Below are 19,019 nucleotides of genomic sequence, written 5' to 3'. Positions count from 1 at the left end.
AAGAATGACCTTAAAACCAAATCTATTTAAAGCGTTTTTAATTGGCGGAGTAGTATTTTTATTTTCCTTCCTGATTCGCTTTGCATCATTTGGAACTGCAGTTTTTACCAAAGATTTGTACATCTATTTTTTGTACTGTATGTTGTACAGCGTTGTTTTGTACGTGGTAAATGCTTCTCTATTTGTGTATTTAGATAAGGTTTTTGAAGGAGCAAACAGGTTTTCTGCCAGAAGAATTTTTATAGGGTTTATAAGTTCATTTTTCATTTCGCTTTTCGTCATTTTTGTACTGCGCATTTTCACGCAGGTTGTTATAGAAAGACGCCCGTTATTAAGCTTTTTGGCAAATGAAGATCCGGCAAATTATATAGAATCTTCGGTCATTACTTTTATCGTTTTGCTGATATTTCACGCATTACATTTTTACAAATTATATCAGGAAAATAAGGTTATACAGCAAAAGATAATTGCGGGAACGGCAAACGCCAAATTCGAAAGTTTAAAAAATCAAATCGACCCGCATTTTCTTTTTAACAGCTTAAATGTTCTTAGTTCTTTAATTGAAGAAAATCCGGATAACGCACAGCGGTTCACCACTTCTTTATCTAAAATTTACAGATATGTTTTAGAACAAAAAGATAAAGAACTGGTTTCTGTAGAAGATGAATTATCATTTGCAAAAACTTATATGAACCTGCTGAAAATGCGTTTCGAAAACAGTTTGTTTTATGAATTGCCAGCAGGAAATATAAATCCGGATGCCAAAGTGGTTCCGCTTTCTTTACAGCTTTTACTGGAAAATACAGTAAAACACAATGTGGTAAGCGAACAGAAGCCATTACATATTAGAATTTTTATTGACAAAGATTATTTGGTTATTCAAAATGATCTTCAGAAAAAAGAAGTTCTGCAGGACAGGCAAGGCGTTGGATTGCAGAATATTGTAAACCGTTACGGAATTATAACCGACAGAAAAGTGCTGATTGAGCAGGATGAAAAGAACTTCTCGGTTAAGATTCCAATTTTAACTAAACAAATTGCAGTTATGGACATTAGTACAGAATATAATGACGAAGCAAAAGCGTATTACAGAGCTAAAAAGAGAGTAGAAGAGTTGAAAGGATTTTACGGAAATGTAATTTCATATTTATGTGTCATTCCGTTTTTAGTTTTCATCAATTTAAAATTTTCACCAGGATTTCAATGGTTTTGGTTCTCGGCTTTAGGATGGGGATTTGGAGTTGCGATGCATGCTTTTAAAGTTTTTGGTTACAGCTCTGATTGGGAAGAACGAAAAATCAGAGAGATTTTAGAGAAAGAAAATAATCAAAAAACCTGGAAATAATGACGGAAAAGAATTATGCCGAAGGTGAAAGATATTATCAGGCTCAAAAAAGAGTAAAAGAACTAAGAGAATTTTATGAACATCTCACAGTATATGTACTTGTAAATCCAATTGTAATTGTGGTTAATATTATGACTTCGCCGGGATATTTATGGTTTATATGGTGTTTAATGGGATGGGGAATAGGAGTTGTTTTACACGGATTAAAGGTTTTTAACCTTCCGCCTTTTTTTAATAAAAAATGGGAGGAAAGAAAAATCAGGGAAATTTTAGAGAAAGAACGCAATCAAAAAACTTGGGAATAATGGAAACAAATTCTAATAATAGTTCAGAAGAAAATGTTTTGAAAGAGCTGGCAAGTAAAAAAGTGGTGAAACTAAAATCATTTTACAAACACACTTTTCTGTATGCCGCTGCAATGATTCTTTATGTATTGAAAGAATATACAGAATTGCCATTAAACTTCTTTCCGATACATTTTTTAAACGGAGTGGTAGTAATTATTTGGTCTGCAGTATATGTAGGTTCCGCAATTGATATGTTTGTTTCTTTCAAAATATTCGGCAAGGAATGGGAAGAAAGAAAATTGAGAAGCCTTTTAGAAAAGAAAAACAGAACACAAAAATGGGAGTAATCATGGAAATGAATTTTAATGAAGATGATAAATACTTTTTAGCAAAAAAGAAAGTAGAAAGTATTAAAGGGTTTTACGGAAATCTTGTTGCTTATATTTTAGTAAACGCAATTTTGATTTTCATTAATCTATATACTTCACCAAAATATTTATGGTTTTTCTGGCCGTTAATGTGGTGGGGAATTGGAGTTGTTTTTCATGGATTAAAGGTTTTTGAAGTATTTCCGGTTTTAGGAAAAGACTGGGAAGAAAGAAAAATCAAAGAGTTTATGGAAAAGGAAAAAGAGAATAAAAATAAATGGAAATAATTTTAAAGAAATAAATATTATGGGACGTTTTAGAAGACGCATGTACGAAGAATATGCACACGAATTCAGCACAGACGAAAATTATAATAATGCTTATAGAAAAGTTAAAAGGTTAAAAGGTTTCTACTCGCATTTAAGAGTTTATATTATTGTGAATGTAATCATTATAATCGCAAATTTAAACAGGGATATTTTTAGCGAAAATATTCATGAAAGCGGATTAATGGACTGGCAGACTTATTCAACAGCATTTTTCTGGGGAATTGGTTTATTGGCGCACGCAATGTCTGTTTTTGGCCGTGATCTTTTCTTTAGTGACGATTGGGAGCAAAAGAAAATCCAAAAATATATGGAGAAAGAAGCCGCGAATACAAATAAATGGGAGTAACTTTGAAATACTATTTTTTCTAAATTTTGTATATAGTAAATGATCACATTAATTATAGAAGACGAAAAACCAGCTGCAAGATTGCTGCAAAGAAAACTTGAAAAGTTAGACGTTACCGTAGAAACGATGCTTCATTCGGTTGAAGAATCAGTTCATTGGTTTAGCAATAACCAGCATCCGGATTTGATTTTTCTGGATATACAATTGTCAGATGGATTGTCGTTTGAAATTTTTGAAAAAATAGATATTAAAAGCGCTATTATTTTTACAACAGCTTATGATGAATATGCATTAAAAGCGTTTAAACTAAATAGCATAGATTATCTTCTAAAACCAATTGACGAAGATGATCTCGAAGCAGCGGTTTCAAAATTTAAATCCCGACTTCCGAAAACAGCTTCTGAAACTTCAAACGTACAGCTTGATTTTGAACAGATTCGCCAAATGCTCTCAAATCCCTTTGAGAAGACTTATAAAAAGAGATTTACGGTTAAAATTGGCCAGCATTTAAAAGTAATTACAACAGAAGAAATTGAATGTTTTTTTAGTGAAAACAAAGGAACATATATCCATACTTATGACAATCGAAACTACTTAATCGATTCAACTTTAGAGATTCTGGAACAGGAATTAGACAAAAAGGATTTCTTTCGCGTAAGCAGAAAATTTATTGTTCCGCTTCAGGCCATTAAAGAAATTCAGGTTTATACCAATTCACGTTTAAAAGTAATTTTACCAACTTATAAAGAAGATGAGGTTATTGTAAGCCGTGAAAAAGTGCAGGATTTTAAAACCTGGCTGGGATAAAATAATTTTCTAGTCCCAATTATATAAAATAAAAAAGAGCCGAAATTTTCGGCTCTTTTTTATTTTATTCAAAACATTATTTACTCAATCTATGCAATGTATATGTCATGGCGCTCAAAAGGAAAAATGCCATAATTTGATGAATTAATCCTAGAGCCAAAGGCACGCTGTATAATAATGTAAAAACACCAAGAAGGAATTGTATAAAAACAAAAACAACTAAAGTATTGATTCCGTTTGATTGTGTATTCGTAAGCGTATATTTTTTGCTTTTGAAGAAAAGGAAAAGAATAATTGCAACTACAACATAAGCAAAAGTTCTGTGTACGAACTGAACGCCACTTTTTCCTTCAATTAAATTTTTAATCAAGCTAGACTGCTCAATAAAAACCGATTCGTGAATAAATTCTCCATCGCTCATTAAAGGCCAGTGATTATGAATTAATCCGGCGTTTAATCCCGCAACAAATCCACCATAAATAATCTGGATCAATAAAGCGACTAAAGCATATCTGGCAATTGTACGAAGCGGTAATATTTTATTGATATTTCTTTCAGGATAAATCAAATCTAACGCTACCCAAAGTGTGTAAGCAAAAGTGACAAAAGCAAAAGTTAAGTGTAAGGAAAGTCTAAAATGGCTTACATCCGGATTATCAATTAATCCGCTTCGAACCATAAACCATCCAAGAAAACCTTGAAAAGCTCCCATTGCTAAAAGAACAATACATTTTTTAATTGTTGGAGTATCTAATTTCTTTCTGATTAAGAAATAAACAAAAGGCACAAAGAAAACCAATCCAATTATACGACCGATGAAACGGTGAAACCATTCCCAGAAATAAATGAATTTATAATCTGCTAATTGAAAATCGTTGTGAATATTGATTTTTTGGTACTCAGGAAATTTTTTATATTCATCAAAAGCGGCTTGCCATTTTGCATCCGTTAAAGGAGGAAATGTGTCGGTAACCAAATGCCAGTCCGTCATTGATAAACCTGAATTGGTTAAACGTGTGATTCCACCCACGACAACCATTAAAAATAATAAAACACAACCTGATAGTAACCAAATGATTACTGATTTATTCTCTTTTTTCATTCTTTTCCGATTAATTCGATTTCGTTTGTTTTTGTTAATTTATTGATGTAAAATTTTGAAAAATAAAAACTCCCATATATAAAAGATGAAAATAGCATAATAAATTTTATTATCCTTTCAGTAATAGATGCATGGAATTCATTTCCAAATAAACTAATTAGAATATATTTTTCAAAAAAATAATATAGTATTGCAATTATAAAAGCTGAAGCAACAGAGAACAAAAAATAAAGTATAATATGTTTAAACCGTACCTTGTTAATGTTTTTAAGCTTTCTATAAAAAAGTATATTAGTTGATAAAAAGACTGATATAATAATCAATAAAAAGATGACTCCGATAGCTATCATTATTTTTTTAGGGTAAGATTTAACTTCGCAGCTCTTTTAATCACAAAATCATATGCGGCTTGATATTCATTTGGAATATCTCCTTCTAAAATCGCTTCTTTTACGGCTTCCTTTAAAACTCCAATTTCTCGTGAAGGTTTCAAATCAAACATTTCCATAATCTCTTCACCGGAAATTGGCGGTTGAAAATTACGAACATGATCGCGTTCTTCGACTTCAACAATTTTCTTGCGAACAATTTCAAAGTTTTTATGATATTTCTTAAACTTCGCTGGGTTTTTGGTTGTAATATCAGCTTCACATAAAGTCATTAAATCCTCAACATCTTCACCCGCATCAAAAACCAAACGACGCACTGCGCTGTCGGTTACTATATCCTGCGCCAAAACAATCGGACGAGAACTCATTATAACCATTTTTTGCACAAATTTCATTTTGTGATTCAATGGCATATGCAAACGTTCGAATATTTTTTTCGCCATTTTTCCACCTAAAAATTCATGTCCGTGAAAAGTCCAACCCTGTTTTTTATTGAAACGTTTTGTTGGAGCTTTTCCAATATCATGTAATAAAGCCGACCATCGCAGCCAAACATCATCTGTATTTGGACAAATATTATCAACGACTTCAAGTGTATGGTAAAAGTTGTTTTTATGCGTATGACCTTCAATTTCTTCTACTTGATTTAAAGCTGTTAATTCAGGTAAGATTAAATCTAAAAGCCCTGTTTTATATAAAAGTAAAAATCCAGTTGATGGTTTAGGCGTAGAAAGAATTTTGTTTAATTCGTCTACAATTCTTTCTCCCGAAATAATCTTGATGCGATCAGCATTTTTGGTAATTGCATTCAAAGAATTTTCTTCGATTTCGAAATTCAACTGTGTAGCAAAACGAATTGCACGAAGCATTCGCAGCGGATCATCAGAATAAGTAATATCCGGATCTAAAGGCGTTTTGATTGTTTTACTTTCTAAATGCGCCAATCCATTAAACGGATCCAAAAGATCTCCAAAGTTCTTTTTATTTAAAGATAAAGCCAAAGCGTTGATTGTAAAATCACGACGATTTTGGTCATCCTGAAGCGTTCCGTTTTCTACAATCGGATTTCGGCTGTCGAAATTATAAGATTCTTTTCGGGCACCCACAAATTCAATATCGGTATCTTCAAAACGAAGCATTGCTGTTCCGTAAGTTTTAAAAACCTGAACTTTTGGCTTATTCGGAAGTAAATCAGAAACTTTAAGCGCTAATTCGATGCCGCTTCCAACTGCTACAACGTCGATGTCTTTTTTAGAACCTCGGTTTAAAAGCAAATCACGAACGAAACCTCCTATCACATAAGAGTCTACATTTAATTCCTGAGAAGCTTTCGAAATAATATCGAAGATTTTGTTTTGTAAAGCAGTTTTATAGTTCATATTGTTTGCCACTCCCGATAGCTATCGGGATCACTAATTTTTGAATAAAGATGATTTCAATTTTCGAAGAAATGAAATGCATGCAAATTTACAACATAGAAAATCGCTATTATAATCTATAGCTCAATTTTTTGAACAATTTCACATTTTGATGCGTTGATTTTTATGAATTGAGAAAGGGCTGCCACGAATTACACTAATTTTCACGAATTATTTTTTTTCTGCCACAGATTATAAGGATTAAAAAAATCTGTGGAAATCACTTTAATCTGTGGCAGAAAAAAATCACAATCTACATAAAAGAATAATTCGTGAAAATTCGTGTAATTCGTGGCAGAAAAAATTATACAACGATAAAACAAATCAATTACAATAACATATTTTTAAAATTGCAATTTGTATTTTTGAATCATATAAAAATGCACAAATGAAAATTGTTATATCGCCGGCGAAATCACTGAATTTCGAAAAAGAATTACCTACTGCTCAACATACTGAACCTTCATTTTTAAAAGAAGCGCGTCAGGTTCATAAAATATTAAAAGGGAAAAAGCCTGCTGAATTATCCCATTTAATGTCAATTTCAGATAAACTTGCTGACTTAAACTGGAAACGAAACCAAGACTGGAAAACACCATTTACAGTTGAAAACGCCCGCCCGGCAGTTTATACTTTCGATGGAGATGTTTATACAGGTTTAGATGCTTATTCAATTCCGTTAGAAAAACTAGATGTCCTTCAGGATAAACTTAGAATTTTATCCGGACTTTACGGTGTTTTAAAACCGCTTGATTTAATGCAGGCCTACCGTTTAGAAATGGGAACAAAATTACCTGTTGGAGATTATAAAAACCTGCATGAATTTTGGAAACCTGTTGTTACAAAAGCTCTAAATAAAGAATTGGCAAAAGGAGAATTATTCGTGAATTTAGCCAGTAACGAATATTTTTCGGCAGTTGATGTAAAAGCTTTAAAAGTTCCTGTAATCACTCCGGATTTTAAAGATTACAAAGACGGAAAATTAAAAATGATCAGTTTCTTCGCAAAAAAGGCGAGAGGTATGATGGTTCGTTATATTATTGATACAAATGCTGAAACTATTGATGACTTAAAAGGTTTTAATTACGAAGGTTATCATTTTGATGCGAATCTTTCAAAAGGAAATCATTTGGTTTTTACAAGATGATTTTAAGATGCTAAGGTTCTGAGTTGCTAAGATTCTAATATTTTTACCGCAAAGAGCGCAAAGATTTACGCAAGGTTCGCAAAGTTTTTACACAAAGCTTTGCGAACCTTGCGTTTTTAAAACATCTTAGAGATAAATTCTTTGCGCTCTTTGCGGTTAAATTAAAAAAATAAACGCCGAATTCTAAATTGAATTCGGCGTTTCTGCGTATTATAAAATTATTATTATTAGTGCATTGCGTCGGCTGCGCTAATTTTGTTCTTCCCTTTTTTGATAAAGAGAATAATCGGTATACAACATAAAAACATAATTCCCAGGTACATAAAAATATCCATGTAAGCCAAAACAGTACTTTGTTTCAATACTGAATATTCTATTCCCTGATAAGCTTTTTTAAGAGCAACATCTGCACTATATCCTTTGGACATAAAAGCGTGCTGCATTCCTGCGATACGCTGTTGAACATCATATCTTGCAGGATCTAAATTGTTGATCAAATCAACTCTGTGTTCCTGACTAAAACGTGTAATAAAAGTGGTAATAATTGCAATACCAAATGAACCTCCTAATTGACGCATCATTCCGGTAAAAGCGGCTCCTTCACCAATTTGTTTTCCTTTTAAAGTTGAAAGCGAAAGTGTTGTAATTGGAACGAAAAGTAATCCAAGACCAATTCCTCTCAAAATTAATGGCCAATACATATGTTCTACACCAGTATCTGGCGTCATACGAGTCTGCATCATAAAGGTAAAGAAGAAGAATACTAAAAATCCAACTCCAACCATATAACCTTGCGGAACACCTTTTTGAATCATATTTCCAACAAATGGCATCATAATCGCCGTTGTAATAGATCCCGGAATTAATAATAATCCCGCATCAGTTGCTGTCCATCCTAAAATTGACTGTGTATAAATAGGAATAATTAACGTCGAACCATATAATCCAAAACCAAGAATGAAACACATTACAGTTCCAATTCTTAAATTTCCATCTTTTAAAACACTTAAGTTTACAATTGGATGTTTGTAAGTCAGCTCTCTCCAAATAAAAAGAACCAATCCTAAAACAGTCACAACACTTAAAGTTACAATAAGAGAATCGTTAAACCAGTCATCCTGCTGTCCGTGTTCAAGAACGAATTGTAAAGAACCAATAAAGGCGCTCAACAAGAAAATTCCCCACCAATCAACCTGATTTGCTTTTAATTTCTCTCCATATTTAGGACTTCTTACGAAAGTTAAAGCCAAAATAGTAGCAATAATTCCAAGCGGAATATTGATGTAAAAGATATAAGGCCAAGAATAATTATCTACTAAATATCCTCCCAAAGGCGGACCTAAAGTTGGACCTACAATTACACCCATTCCGTAAATAGCCTGCGCCATACCACGTTTTGCAACCGGATAACTTTCTGTAATAATCGTTTGGGCTGTTACAAGTAGCGCTCCACCACCCATACCTTGTACGAATCGGAAGGCTACAAGTTCCCAAATATTACTGGCATTTCCACACAAAAAGGAACAGACGGTAAATATTATGATAGAAGCCACAAAATAATTACGTCTTCCAAATTGCTGTGATAACCAGCTCGTCATCGGAATTACAATAACATTCGCAATTGCGTATGCTGTAATAACCCACGCCACATCGGTCAAGGTAGCACCAAGACTTCCGCGCATGTCTGTTAGAGCTACGTTTACAATCGTCGTATCTACAATTTCCAGCAAGGCACAAAGTACTGCCGTAATGGTAATAATAACGCGTCGGTAACCGTATTCTACTAAATCGTCGTCTGCTTGTACTGCTGCTGCCATTTATTTATTTTAAATGTACGTCTACGTCAACATTCATTCCCGGTCTTAAAAGTTTTACTTTTTCAGGATCGTTTGCTTGATCTAAACTAATTTTTACTGGTAATCTCTGAATTGTTTTTACGAAGTTTCCTGTAGCATTATCAGGAGGTAACAATGAAAAACGTGATCCTGTTGCTGGAGAAAATGAAGTTACAGTACCTTTAAACTCATAGTTAGGGTAAGCATCAACTTTTAAACTTACTTTTTGTCCCACAACCATTTTGTTTAATTGTGTTTCTTTAAAGTTCGCTACAACCCAAGCCTCATTATTGTTGATGATATAGAATAAAGATTGTCCCGGCTGAACTAATTGTCCCGGCTGAATATCAACTTTAGAAACCTGACCGTCAATAGCCGCTGTAACTACTGTATAGCTTAAGTTTAAGTGCGCAACATCAAGCATTGTTTTTGCTTTTTTGATGTTTGCTGCAGCAACTTCTGTTTGTTTATCAGAAACTTTTGATTTTGACTGAATAACCGATTTTTGGTAAGAAGTCGCTCTTTGTTGTTGTTCTAAAACACGTACTTGATTTTCAGCTTCATCTTTTGCAGTTTGAGCTTGTTCAAATTGTTGTTTTGTAATTGTATGTGTTTTATATAAATTGCTGTAACGGTTAAAATCGTTTGTAAGCTGTCTCAATCTAATTTTAGCACTTTCGATAGAACCACCAGCAGATCTCATTTGAGCATCAGAAACTGAAATACTAGCATAAGCACTTCCAATATCAGCTTTTGCAGCTTCGTATTGACCTTCAGCTCCTAATAATGCAGCATTTGCTTCATCGATTTTTAACTGATAATCTCTTTTATCGATAGTAAATAAAGTATCTCCTTTTTTTACATAGTCATTATCTTTCACATAAACTTTGCTGATATATCCTGATACTCTCGGAATAATTGGGTTCATTTTTTTCTCAATTTGAGCATCATCCGTTTCTTCGTGAGCCAATGAGTGTAAGTATTTTGATATTCCGTAAGTTCCTCCCACTAAAACCAAAACGGTTAGTATGATGATGAATTTTTTATTTGTCTTTTTCTTTTCCATGAGAGCTTCGATTATATTTTAGAAAGATTGAATGATTGTGATAATTGTCCTGATACTGAAAGTAATTCGTAATATTTTTGAATGATGGTTGCTTTTGCTACAGCAGTATTGATTTTTGCACTTAACTGCTCAACATCGGCTTCAACAAGATCATTGGTATCTGCAAGACCATTGTCGAATTTATCTTTTACAAGTCTGTAATTTTCTGTAGCTTGTTGAAATGCTTCTTCATAAACCACACTTTGATTGATCGCTAAGTCATAATCTTCAATAGATTTTTGAACTTCAACTTTAATGCGGTCCGTCATAATAGCTTCCGTGTTTTTTACTTCAAGAGCTTTACTTTCTGCTTCTTTTACGTGTGCGCTGTTTTTCAGAATTCCAGATAAATCATAAGATAAACCTAAACCAAAATTCATAGCATATTTTACCGTAATAATGTCTTTAAGATCTAAAGCAGTATAACCTCCAAGTAATGAAATTGTTGGATAATATCCGGCTTTTGCAATCTTAACATTAGCCTCTGAAGCTTTTTGTTGTAAACGAATTGCCTCTAAATCTTTTCTGCTTTCAAGTGCCAGAACATCAGATGTAGGAGCACCAGTTGTTTTTAGGTTGAAGAAATCATCTTCGTTAACCTGAATTTTTACAGATGGCTCTAATTTAAGTAATGTCGTTAAATAAAAGTTGATATTGTTGATGTTGTTATTAGCTTCATCAATAGATAACTGCGTTTTTGAAACCAGTAATTGTGCTTTCAATAAATCATTTCTTGGAATGATTCCGTTTTTCTCTAATTCGATAAAATCAGTAACACGCTGTTTAGCACTTTTTTGATTCTCTGTTAAAACATCCAAAGTTTTTTGTGCTTTGTATAAAGCGGTGTAATAAGTAATTACTTTTAAAGCAACATCTTCTTTTGTTTTAGCCGCAGTAACGCTTTCAGCTTCATATAAGCTTTCATAAGCGTCAATACTATTTTGGATTTTAAATCCTGCAAAAAGAGGTAAACTTAAATTTGCCATTCCAAGCATTGCACGATCCGGAGAAGCTAAAGAAGCACTTTCTCCCTGATTAGGCATATCGATCGAAGCTTTTGTTAATCGCTGATATTGTCCTGAAATTTTTAAATCTGGATATTGGTTATTCTTAACCGTTTGTAATTCATATTTCTTTGAGTTTACCTTAGTGTTGGCAAGCGTAACTTCGTTACTCTTTTCCCACGCCATTTTTACGGCTTCATCTAAAGTTAAACTTGTTTTTTCTTGTGCTTCTATTGAAGAGATTCCTATAAAGAAAACTCCAAAGAGCATTAATTGACTAATTTTCATAAACAAGTAGCGCTTTTATAGTTTGTTGAATGTGCTTTGTAAGACTGTTTTTAATATAATCGTTGTATAACGTTTCTGTTTTTAGATTTAAGAGTTCTTCAAAAAATGATTTGTTCATGTGGAAATGAAAAAAAGTCCCCATAATCGTTGGTGTAATCAACGGGATAATGACATCTTTTCTAAAAATTCCTTTTGACTGGCCTTCTTTAATAATCGTTTCAAGAGATTTTAGGTTCCCCTTTTTCAGCTCCGTAAAAGCAGCAAGACTCTCTTCTCTTTTTTTAGAATTAAGTTCGAAGTGTAAAACTCTGAAAATCCCTCTGTTACAATTAATTCGATTGATATAAATTTCGACTAATTTATTGACTTTATCAAGAGGATGAAGATCTTCGTGCTGTAAACTTTCGATTTGCAGTTTTAAATCGGCTGTTTTATGAATAATTAAAGATTCCAGTAATTTATCTTTTGAACCGAAATAATAGGAAACCATCGCAATATTAATTTTTGCATGTTTCGAAATATCCCGTATAGACGTCCCCTCAAATCCTTTCTCAGAAAATAGCTTTTCAGCAACATTAAGAATCTGAATTTTTTTATCGTTTAGTTCGATGTGTGACATGGAATTGTTTCTAATCGGATACAAAATTAAACACTTGTTTAATTTAAACACTTGTTTAATTTTATTTTAACATAATATTAACATAAAACGGTTTCGATAATTTTGGGCAAAAAAAAGCTGAAACACTTAGTATTTCAGCTTTTTGAAAATGATTATGAAATTATTTTCCTAATTTAAGTTTATCAGGATTTTGTCTTATGTCGAAAATGTTTGAGATGAAAACGGTGTTTCGAGTTTCATCAATCCAATATATTATTTTGTAATTTTTAAAAATTAAATACCTGAAGTCTTGAATTCTGTCTGATAAAAGTTCTTCTTTTTGCCCGCCAAATGCATTGAATTCTAAAGTTAGTGAAGAATCAATTATACCATTTATAAGTACTTGAGCAATTCTAATACCAGCTTTGAATTTGTAGTATTCAAAAATATCTTCAAGTTTATTTTCTGCAAATTGAGTCCAATAAACCGTTAATCCCATTTTTGAATTCTGGATTTTAGATCTTTAGCAGAAACAATTCTTCCTTGAAAAGCGTCATTAATTGATTGATCAATTTCATTGTTAAATTGATCAATATTCATTGGTTTCATTTCAGAATCTAATAATTCTACTTTTTTTTCATGAAGTAAATTTTCTAATCCAGTAACAATCTCTTCATTTTCAAGTCTCAGGAATTCCTGAACAAATGATATTTTACGAGCTTCTAAATCCATTTTGTTTTATTTTATTCAAAGATAAGTAATTATACAGATTAAATTCTATCGAATCTCTCCAACAAATTCCTCAATTTTCCCACTTCCGCTTTCACTTAAATGTTTAATAAAAGCACTTCCTATAATAGCACCTTTTGCATATTTAGTAGCCTGATTAAAAGTTTCTTTATTTGAAATTCCAAAACCAACAATTTGAGGATTTTTTAAATCTAAATTTGATATTCTTTCGAAATAGCTTTCCTGAACATCTCCGAAACCAGACTGCGATCCCGTAACACTTGCAGAACTTACCATATAAATAAATCCGTTTGAAACGCTGTCAATAAAACGAATACGTTCGTCTGAAGTTTGAGGCGTAATAAGGAAAACATTAATTAATCCGTATTTTTCGAAAATTGCTTTGTATTCTTCAGCATAAACATCAACCGGAAGATCAGGAATAATTAAACCGTCGATACCAATTTCAGCACATTTTTGACAAAAAGCTTCAACTCCGTATTGTAACATCGGATTAAAATAGCCCATAATAATCAACGGAATTTTTACGCTTTCGCGGATGTTTTTCAGCTGGTCGAAAAGAATTTGAGTTGTCATTCCGTTATGAAGCGCCTGTGTAGAACTCGCCTGAATTGTTGGTCCGTCTGCCAAAGGATCACTAAACGGAAGTCCAATTTCGATTAAATCAACACCGTTTTTTTCTAAATCCTGAATAATCTGCACGGTATCATTTAAGTTAGGATATCCCGCAGAAAAATAGATCGAAAGTATCTTTTTATCTTCTTGTAATTTTTGAGTTATTCTGTTCATTTTTAATATCTTTTTTCTCCTGCAAGGTTTTCAAAACCTTGTAGGTGTTTTATTTTAAGTAATTTATTTATACCTACAAGGTTTTGAAAACCTTGCAGGAGTCTTTGCTAGTCAATAATGATTTGAGTTGTCCAATTATCATTTTGTTTTTCGACTAATAATAATCCGGAATCTGAATCATTCATCTGACCAATTAATTCTCCTTTATTATTCCAAAAAGCGCTTTGACCCGCCGAAGGAGATCCCCAGGATTCGCCACTGAAATTCGACATCAAAACATTCATTTGATGTTTCTCGGCATAATTTTGCAAGTTTCTATACGCATTCGGAATTCCGTTTGGCGAAAAGAAAATACTGGCAATATAAATGTCAGTTTCTCTTTTACGTGCATTTTCCGGATGCAGCGGATTATCAATATCGGCACAAATAGCAAATGAAATCTTTTCATTTTCAATTGAAATAATTGGATTATTATCAAAAGAAGATTGAAAATATTCATCCTCACCTTCGTGTAAAAACTGCTTCGTATAAATGGAAACCGAATTATCCGGAGAAATTACAAATTCGCCAATAAACAAATTGGAGTCAATTTCAATAGGTGCTCCGGCAATAATTGTAATATTATTTTCTACAGCTAATTTTTGCAGATGATCCAAACGCGAATCGTTTTTCTGGAAAGCTAATTTTTGTGCATGTTCTCTTTCATAGCCAGTAATAGACATTTCAGGAAATGCAACTAATTGCGCTTTATTTTTTACGGCCAATTCGATAAGGCGATAATGATCTGATAAATTAGCATCGATATCTCCTCGTTTTGGTTTTGTTTGTGCAGCAGCAAGAATCATATCAATTATTAATTTTCTGTGTAAATCCAAGCCTGTATTCCAGACTTTAATCTTACCTGAACTCTTTTATATGAGTTCGATTCGAATATATCTACTTTAGCCAGATCTGTATTTGAAATTGTATAAACAACCCCATATATAATATCTGAAAGATCATCGCTTGGAACCGCTACTACATAATCAGCCATTCCAAATTCTTCTTCTATTTGAAGGCTTTTTAATTTATAGCCAAGAAGTTGATCTGCAGTTCCCGACAATACTTTATTGAAGATCTGCATTTGAATTTGCTTTGATCGTAATGTTCCGTAAGAGAATAACTTTTCCATATCTACTTTTTTCTCGTTATTTATTTGCGTTAGGGATGGGAGCGGCATCCTTTTTATTTTTTCTTTAAAAATAAAAAGATATAGCGGACAGCCCGACCGTAGGGAACGCCCAAATTACGATTTTTATTACAATTTAAAATAGTCAATATAATTATCTAAATCTTTATCGCCACGTCCAGAAAGGCTAATAACTACGACATCTGTAGGTTTAAATTTCTTTTGATCTAAAACTGCAAATGCGTGTGCACTTTCAATTGCCGGAATAATTCCTTCTAATTTTGTTAATTGCAAACCTGCATTCATTGCATCATCATCGGTTACAGAGAAAAATTCACCACGTCCCGTTTGTGCCAAATGCGCATGTAAAGGTCCAACTCCCGGATAATCTAATCCGGCAGAAATTGAATATGGTTCTGTAATTTGTCCGTCTGGTGTTTGCATTAAAAGCGTTTTACAACCGTGAATAACGCCTACTTTTCCTAATTTACTTGTTGCTGCGCTATGCCCGCTGTCAACACCTTTTCCGGCAGCTTCAACAGCAATAATTCCAACTTCTGGTTCGTGTAAAAAGTGGTAATATGTTCCGGCCGCATTACTTCCGCCGCCAATACAAGCAACAACATAATCAGGATTTTCACGTCCTTCTTTTTCTTTTAGCTGCCATTTTATTTCTTCTGAAATAATACTCTGAAAACGCGTTACCATATCTGGATAAGGATGAGGTCCAATAGCCGATCCGATAATATAATGTGTGTCAACCGGATTATTGATCCAATCGCGAATCGCTTCGTTTGTAGCATCTTTTAAAGTTCGTGAACCCGAAAGTGCCGGACGAACTTCTGCGCCTAACATTTTCATACGGGCCACGTTTGGTGCCTGACGCGCAATATCAATTTCACCCATATAAACGATACATTCAATTCCCATTAAAGCGCATACTGTTGCTGTTGCAACACCATGTTGACCAGCTCCGGTTTCGGCAATAATTCTTTTTTTACCCAAACGTTTTGCTAATAAAATCTGCCCGATTGTGTTGTTGACTTTATGCGCTCCTGTATGGTTTAAATCTTCTCTTTTTAGATAGACTTTTGTATTGTATTTTTCAGATAATCGCTTTGCAAAATACAACGGACTTGGGCGCCCTACATAATCTTTCAATAATTGGTTGAACTCAGCTTTAAAATCCGGTTCATCCATTATGCTTAGGTATTTTTGGCGTAATTCTTCTACGTTTGGATAAAGCATTTCAGGAATGTAAGCTCCTCCAAATTCTCCGTAATATCCTTTTTCGTTGACGTTAAAACTCATTTTGTTTAAAGTTTAAAAGTTGGCAACATCAAATTTTCGTTTGAAATTGCTAAATAAATTTCTGTTTTTCAGCCCTGGTTCGATTTCAAATTTACTATTTACATCGATAGCATAAATAGGCAAATTGCTTTTTGAAATTTCTTCAATGGCTTTTAATTCGTTAATTCCGATTCCGCCGCTCAAAAAGAAGGGTTTATCTGAATTGTATTTTTTTAATATGGTCCAGTCGAATGTTGTTCCGTTGCCGCCCGGTAGTTTTCCTTTTGTGTCAAATAGAAAATAATCGCAGACTGGCTCGAAAGGTTTTATCACTTCAAAATCGAAATTTTCATCTGCGGAAAATGCTTTTATGATTTCGATTTTTTTTGGCAATTGTTTCTTTAATTCTGAACAAAATTCAACAGATTCATTTCCGTGTAACTGAACGGCTTGTAAATTGTATTTTGTTACTTTTTCCAGAATTTCTTCCTGTGTTTGATTTACAAAAACGCCCACTTTTTTGATTGTTTTTATAAGTTCAGGAATGGTTCCGTTAAAATATCGTGCGGATTTTTCCCAGAAAATAAATCCCATATAATCGGGTAGGAGTGCGCCTACTTCGAGAATGTTTTCAGGATATTTCATGCCGCATATTTTGAGTTTCATTTTATATTTGTTTTTGCCACGAAGGCGCTAAGACACTAAGTTTTTTTTATTAATTTCACAAACTGACACAAATTAAATTTGCGCCTTTGTGACTTTGTGGCAAACCGTCAAAGACTTAGCTTGCTTATAAATTCCGTTGCGGCTTGTCCGGCGTTATCGGTTTTCATGAAGTTTTCTCCAATTAGGAAACCTTTGTAACCGTAAGGTTTTAATTCCTGAATGGCTTCGATTGATGAAATTCCGCTTTCGGAAACTTTTACAAAATCATCTGGAATTTGCGATGCCAATTGTTTACTGAAATCTAAACTGACTTCGAAAGTTTTTAAGTTTCTGTTGTTTACTCCAATCATGTCTAAACTCGGCATAATCGATTTTTCCAATTCTTCTTGATTATGAACTTCTAAGAGGACTTCTAAACCTAAATTCTTTGCAAATTCAGATAAAGATTTGGTTTCTTCGCGGGTTAAAACTGCAGCGATTAATAAAATCAAATCAGCTCCGTGTGCTTTTGCTTCTAAAATTTGGTATTCATCAACAATAAATTCTTTTCGCAAAAGCGGAATATTTACGCTTGCTCTTGCTAAAAGTAAATCGTCTAAAGAGCCTCCAAAATATTTACCATCCGTTAAAACAGAGATTCCGCAAGCTCCGGCATTTTCATAACCTTTTACAACTTCTTCAACTGTAAAATTGTGATTAATGACTGATTTTGAAGGAGAGCGACGTTTGTGTTCTGCAATAATTCCAGTTGAACTTGTTTTTAGTTTTTGGCTTAATGAAATTGTTTCTTTTCCAAAAAATACCGAAGCTTCCAACTGAGAAACCGGAATGATTGATTTTTTGAGAACGACTTCTCGTTTTTTATCAAATATTATTTTATCTAAAATATTCATTTTTGTTGTTTTGCCACAAAGTCACAAAGACGCAAATTTATTAGTGCTAATTCGTGAAATTTGTGTTTGTTTTTTATTTGCTTAATTCCTGTAATGTCTGTAATGCTTTTAGTCCTTTTCCAGACAATAAACTTTCTTTTGCTAATTCAAATCCTTCAAGCGGAGAACATTTTGTAACCGTTGCAATTGACATTGCAGCATTGGCACAAACCACATTATTTTGTGCTTCGTTTCCTTTTCCAGAAATGATATTCGTAAATATTTCAGCCGATTCTTCGATGGTTTTTCCGCCTTCGATTTCTGTTTGGGATAAAAGTCTAACACCAAAATCTTCTGGCTTTAGCATTCCTTCCATATGCGATGTTATCGTTTTGGTTGGACCTGTTAAAGAGATTTCGTCATATCCATCAAGCGAATGTAAAATCGTGAAATTGATATCGGTATTTTGATATAAATAAGCATACATTCTAGCTAATTCTAGATTGAAAACTCCAACCAATTGATTTTGTGGAAATGATGGATTTACCATTGGACCCAGCATATTAAAGAATGTTTTTACAGCCAATTCTTTACGGATTGGCCCAACATTTTTCATTGCTGGATGAAATAGGGGAGCGTGTAAAACACAGATTCCGGCTTTGTCGATACATTTTTCTAAAAATGAAGGATCATTACTGAATTTAATTCCCATTTTTTCCATTACGTTACTCGATCCAGAAATGGATGAAACGCCGTAATTTCCGTGTTTAGCAACTTTAATTCCAGCTCCAGCAGATACAAAAGAAGCTAAAGTTGAGATGTTGAAAGTGTCTTTTCCATCGCCGCCCGTTCCGCATAAATCGATTGTATTGTAAGCTGATAAATCAACGCGAACACATAATTCTAATAAAGCTTCGCGAAAACCCGAAAGTTCATCGATCGTAATGCTTCGCATCATAAATACGGTCAAAAATGCCGAAATCTGACTCGGATTGTATTGACCTGTTGATATATTAATCAAAACGTCTTTTGCTTCTTCTTTAGAAAGCACTTCGTGATTGATTAATTTGTTTAATATAGTTTTCATTTTTTTTAAGTTGCTAAGGTTCTAAGATA

Annotated in this window: 22 protein-coding genes; 7 read left to right on the top strand and 15 right to left on the bottom strand. The window is 33.3% G+C overall.

Translation table 11 applies throughout. The features are described 5' to 3' along the window. Positions 1 to 4 precede the first annotated feature (4 nt). The 6 genes from J2Y38_RS02900 to J2Y38_RS02875 are packed head-to-tail and all read left to right on the top strand — an operon-like array spanning position 5 to position 3,482. Positions 5 to 1,345 carry a histidine kinase gene (locus J2Y38_RS02900; RefSeq protein WP_180857994.1) on the top strand — a complete coding sequence of 447 codons (1,341 nt, stop codon included), beginning with the start codon at positions 5 to 7 and terminating at the stop codon, positions 1,343 to 1,345. Continuing rightward, positions 1,345 to 1,650: a 2TM domain-containing protein gene (locus tag J2Y38_RS02895; RefSeq protein ID WP_309839399.1), complete on the top strand. Its 306-nt coding sequence runs from the start codon at positions 1,345 to 1,347 to the stop codon at positions 1,648 to 1,650. Before J2Y38_RS02900 ends, J2Y38_RS02895 begins: the two co-directional genes overlap by 1 nt. Next, complete coding sequence (locus J2Y38_RS02890; RefSeq protein WP_309839398.1) at positions 1,650 to 1,979, top strand: 2TM domain-containing protein; 330 nt, start codon at positions 1,650 to 1,652, stop codon at positions 1,977 to 1,979. The genes J2Y38_RS02895 and J2Y38_RS02890 overlap by 1 nt, the downstream gene beginning before the upstream one ends. 2 nt (positions 1,980 to 1,981) lie before the next feature. Beyond that, on the top strand, positions 1,982 to 2,287 hold the full coding sequence (locus tag J2Y38_RS02885; RefSeq protein WP_235992041.1) for a 2TM domain-containing protein: 306 nt from the start codon (positions 1,982 to 1,984) through the stop codon (positions 2,285 to 2,287). A 19-nt stretch (positions 2,288 to 2,306) separates the two neighbouring features. Beyond that, positions 2,307 to 2,675, top strand: a complete 369-nt coding sequence (locus J2Y38_RS02880) for a 2TM domain-containing protein (protein WP_309839397.1) — start codon at positions 2,307 to 2,309, stop codon at positions 2,673 to 2,675. 39 nt (positions 2,676 to 2,714) lie between these two features. After that, entirely contained in the window at positions 2,715 to 3,482 is a 768-nt protein-coding gene (locus tag J2Y38_RS02875; RefSeq protein WP_053473881.1) for a LytTR family DNA-binding domain-containing protein, read from the top strand. Between the two features lie 76 nt (positions 3,483 to 3,558). Here the strand turns inward: J2Y38_RS02875 and J2Y38_RS02870 are convergent, their stop codons facing one another. Together J2Y38_RS02870 and J2Y38_RS02865 are read right to left on the bottom strand one after the other, a co-directional pair. After that, a complete protein-coding gene (locus J2Y38_RS02870) occupies positions 3,559 to 4,584 on the bottom strand; it encodes a COX15/CtaA family protein (RefSeq protein ID WP_309839396.1) in 1,026 nt (341 codons plus the stop codon). Positions 4,585 to 4,933: 349 nt separating this feature from the next. Continuing rightward, the gene (locus tag J2Y38_RS02865; RefSeq protein ID WP_309839395.1) at positions 4,934 to 6,352 is read right to left on the bottom strand and encodes an HD domain-containing protein; all 1,419 of its coding nucleotides are present in this window, start codon (positions 6,350 to 6,352) and stop codon (positions 4,934 to 4,936) included. A gap of 427 nt (positions 6,353 to 6,779) precedes the next feature. Here J2Y38_RS02865 and yaaA point away from each other — a divergent pair, with 427 nt between their 5' ends. Next, complete coding sequence (gene yaaA, locus J2Y38_RS02860; protein WP_309839393.1) at positions 6,780 to 7,538, top strand: peroxide stress protein YaaA; 759 nt, start codon at positions 6,780 to 6,782, stop codon at positions 7,536 to 7,538. 227 nt (positions 7,539 to 7,765) lie between these two features. Here the strand turns inward: yaaA and J2Y38_RS02855 are convergent, their stop codons facing one another. The 13 genes from J2Y38_RS02855 to trpD all read right to left on the bottom strand — a co-directional run bounded on the left by J2Y38_RS02855 (position 7,766) and on the right by trpD (position 18,990). Then, positions 7,766 to 9,355 (bottom strand): MDR family MFS transporter, encoded by a 1,590-nt coding sequence (locus J2Y38_RS02855; protein WP_309839391.1) that lies wholly within the window; start codon positions 9,353 to 9,355, stop codon positions 7,766 to 7,768. A gap of 4 nt (positions 9,356 to 9,359) precedes the next feature. After that, a complete protein-coding gene (locus J2Y38_RS02850; RefSeq protein WP_053473887.1) occupies positions 9,360 to 10,439 on the bottom strand; it encodes an HlyD family secretion protein in 1,080 nt (359 codons plus the stop codon). Between the two features lie 11 nt (positions 10,440 to 10,450). Next, complete coding sequence (locus J2Y38_RS02845) at positions 10,451 to 11,770, bottom strand: TolC family protein (protein ID WP_180858004.1); 1,320 nt, start codon at positions 11,768 to 11,770, stop codon at positions 10,451 to 10,453. Next, positions 11,760 to 12,389: a TetR/AcrR family transcriptional regulator gene (locus J2Y38_RS02840; RefSeq protein ID WP_056202022.1), complete on the bottom strand. Its 630-nt coding sequence runs from the start codon at positions 12,387 to 12,389 to the stop codon at positions 11,760 to 11,762. The genes J2Y38_RS02845 and J2Y38_RS02840 overlap by 11 nt, the downstream gene beginning before the upstream one ends. Positions 12,390 to 12,549: 160 nt before the next feature. Continuing rightward, positions 12,550 to 12,867, bottom strand: coding sequence for a type II toxin-antitoxin system RelE/ParE family toxin (locus J2Y38_RS02835; protein ID WP_309839387.1), 318 nt, complete (start codon positions 12,865 to 12,867; stop codon positions 12,550 to 12,552). After that, a complete protein-coding gene (locus tag J2Y38_RS02830; RefSeq protein ID WP_053473891.1) occupies positions 12,858 to 13,100 on the bottom strand; it encodes a hypothetical protein in 243 nt (80 codons plus the stop codon). The genes J2Y38_RS02835 and J2Y38_RS02830 overlap by 10 nt, the downstream gene beginning before the upstream one ends. A 45-nt stretch (positions 13,101 to 13,145) precedes the next feature. Next, positions 13,146 to 13,907 (bottom strand): tryptophan synthase subunit alpha, encoded by a 762-nt coding sequence (gene trpA / locus J2Y38_RS02825; protein WP_309839384.1) that lies wholly within the window; start codon positions 13,905 to 13,907, stop codon positions 13,146 to 13,148. Between the two features lie 107 nt (positions 13,908 to 14,014). Continuing rightward, positions 14,015 to 14,782, bottom strand: a complete 768-nt coding sequence (locus J2Y38_RS02820) for a carbon-nitrogen hydrolase family protein (RefSeq protein ID WP_309839382.1) — start codon at positions 14,780 to 14,782, stop codon at positions 14,015 to 14,017. Continuing rightward, entirely contained in the window at positions 14,761 to 15,078 is a 318-nt protein-coding gene (locus J2Y38_RS02815) for a gamma-glutamylcyclotransferase family protein (protein ID WP_309839380.1), read from the bottom strand. The genes J2Y38_RS02820 and J2Y38_RS02815 overlap by 22 nt, the downstream gene beginning before the upstream one ends. Before the next feature lie 126 nt (positions 15,079 to 15,204). Then, a complete protein-coding gene (trpB, locus tag J2Y38_RS02810) occupies positions 15,205 to 16,386 on the bottom strand; it encodes a tryptophan synthase subunit beta (protein WP_132989783.1) in 1,182 nt (393 codons plus the stop codon). A gap of 12 nt (positions 16,387 to 16,398) precedes the next feature. Then, on the bottom strand, positions 16,399 to 17,031 hold the full coding sequence (locus J2Y38_RS02805; protein WP_309839375.1) for a phosphoribosylanthranilate isomerase: 633 nt from the start codon (positions 17,029 to 17,031) through the stop codon (positions 16,399 to 16,401). A 107-nt stretch (positions 17,032 to 17,138) separates the two neighbouring features. Beyond that, positions 17,139 to 17,924 (bottom strand): indole-3-glycerol phosphate synthase TrpC, encoded by a 786-nt coding sequence (gene trpC, locus J2Y38_RS02800; protein WP_309839373.1) that lies wholly within the window; start codon positions 17,922 to 17,924, stop codon positions 17,139 to 17,141. Between the two features lie 73 nt (positions 17,925 to 17,997). Then, positions 17,998 to 18,990: an anthranilate phosphoribosyltransferase gene (gene trpD, locus J2Y38_RS02795; protein WP_309839371.1), complete on the bottom strand. Its 993-nt coding sequence runs from the start codon at positions 18,988 to 18,990 to the stop codon at positions 17,998 to 18,000. Between the last annotated feature and the right edge of the window lie 29 nt (positions 18,991 to 19,019).

It is taken from the genome of Flavobacterium sp. 2755 (assembly GCF_031455715.1).
GTDB lineage: Bacteria > Bacteroidota > Bacteroidia > Flavobacteriales > Flavobacteriaceae > Flavobacterium.
The sequence above is the reverse complement of the archived record's forward strand: the minus strand, read 5'-3'. Positions and strand labels throughout refer to the sequence as shown.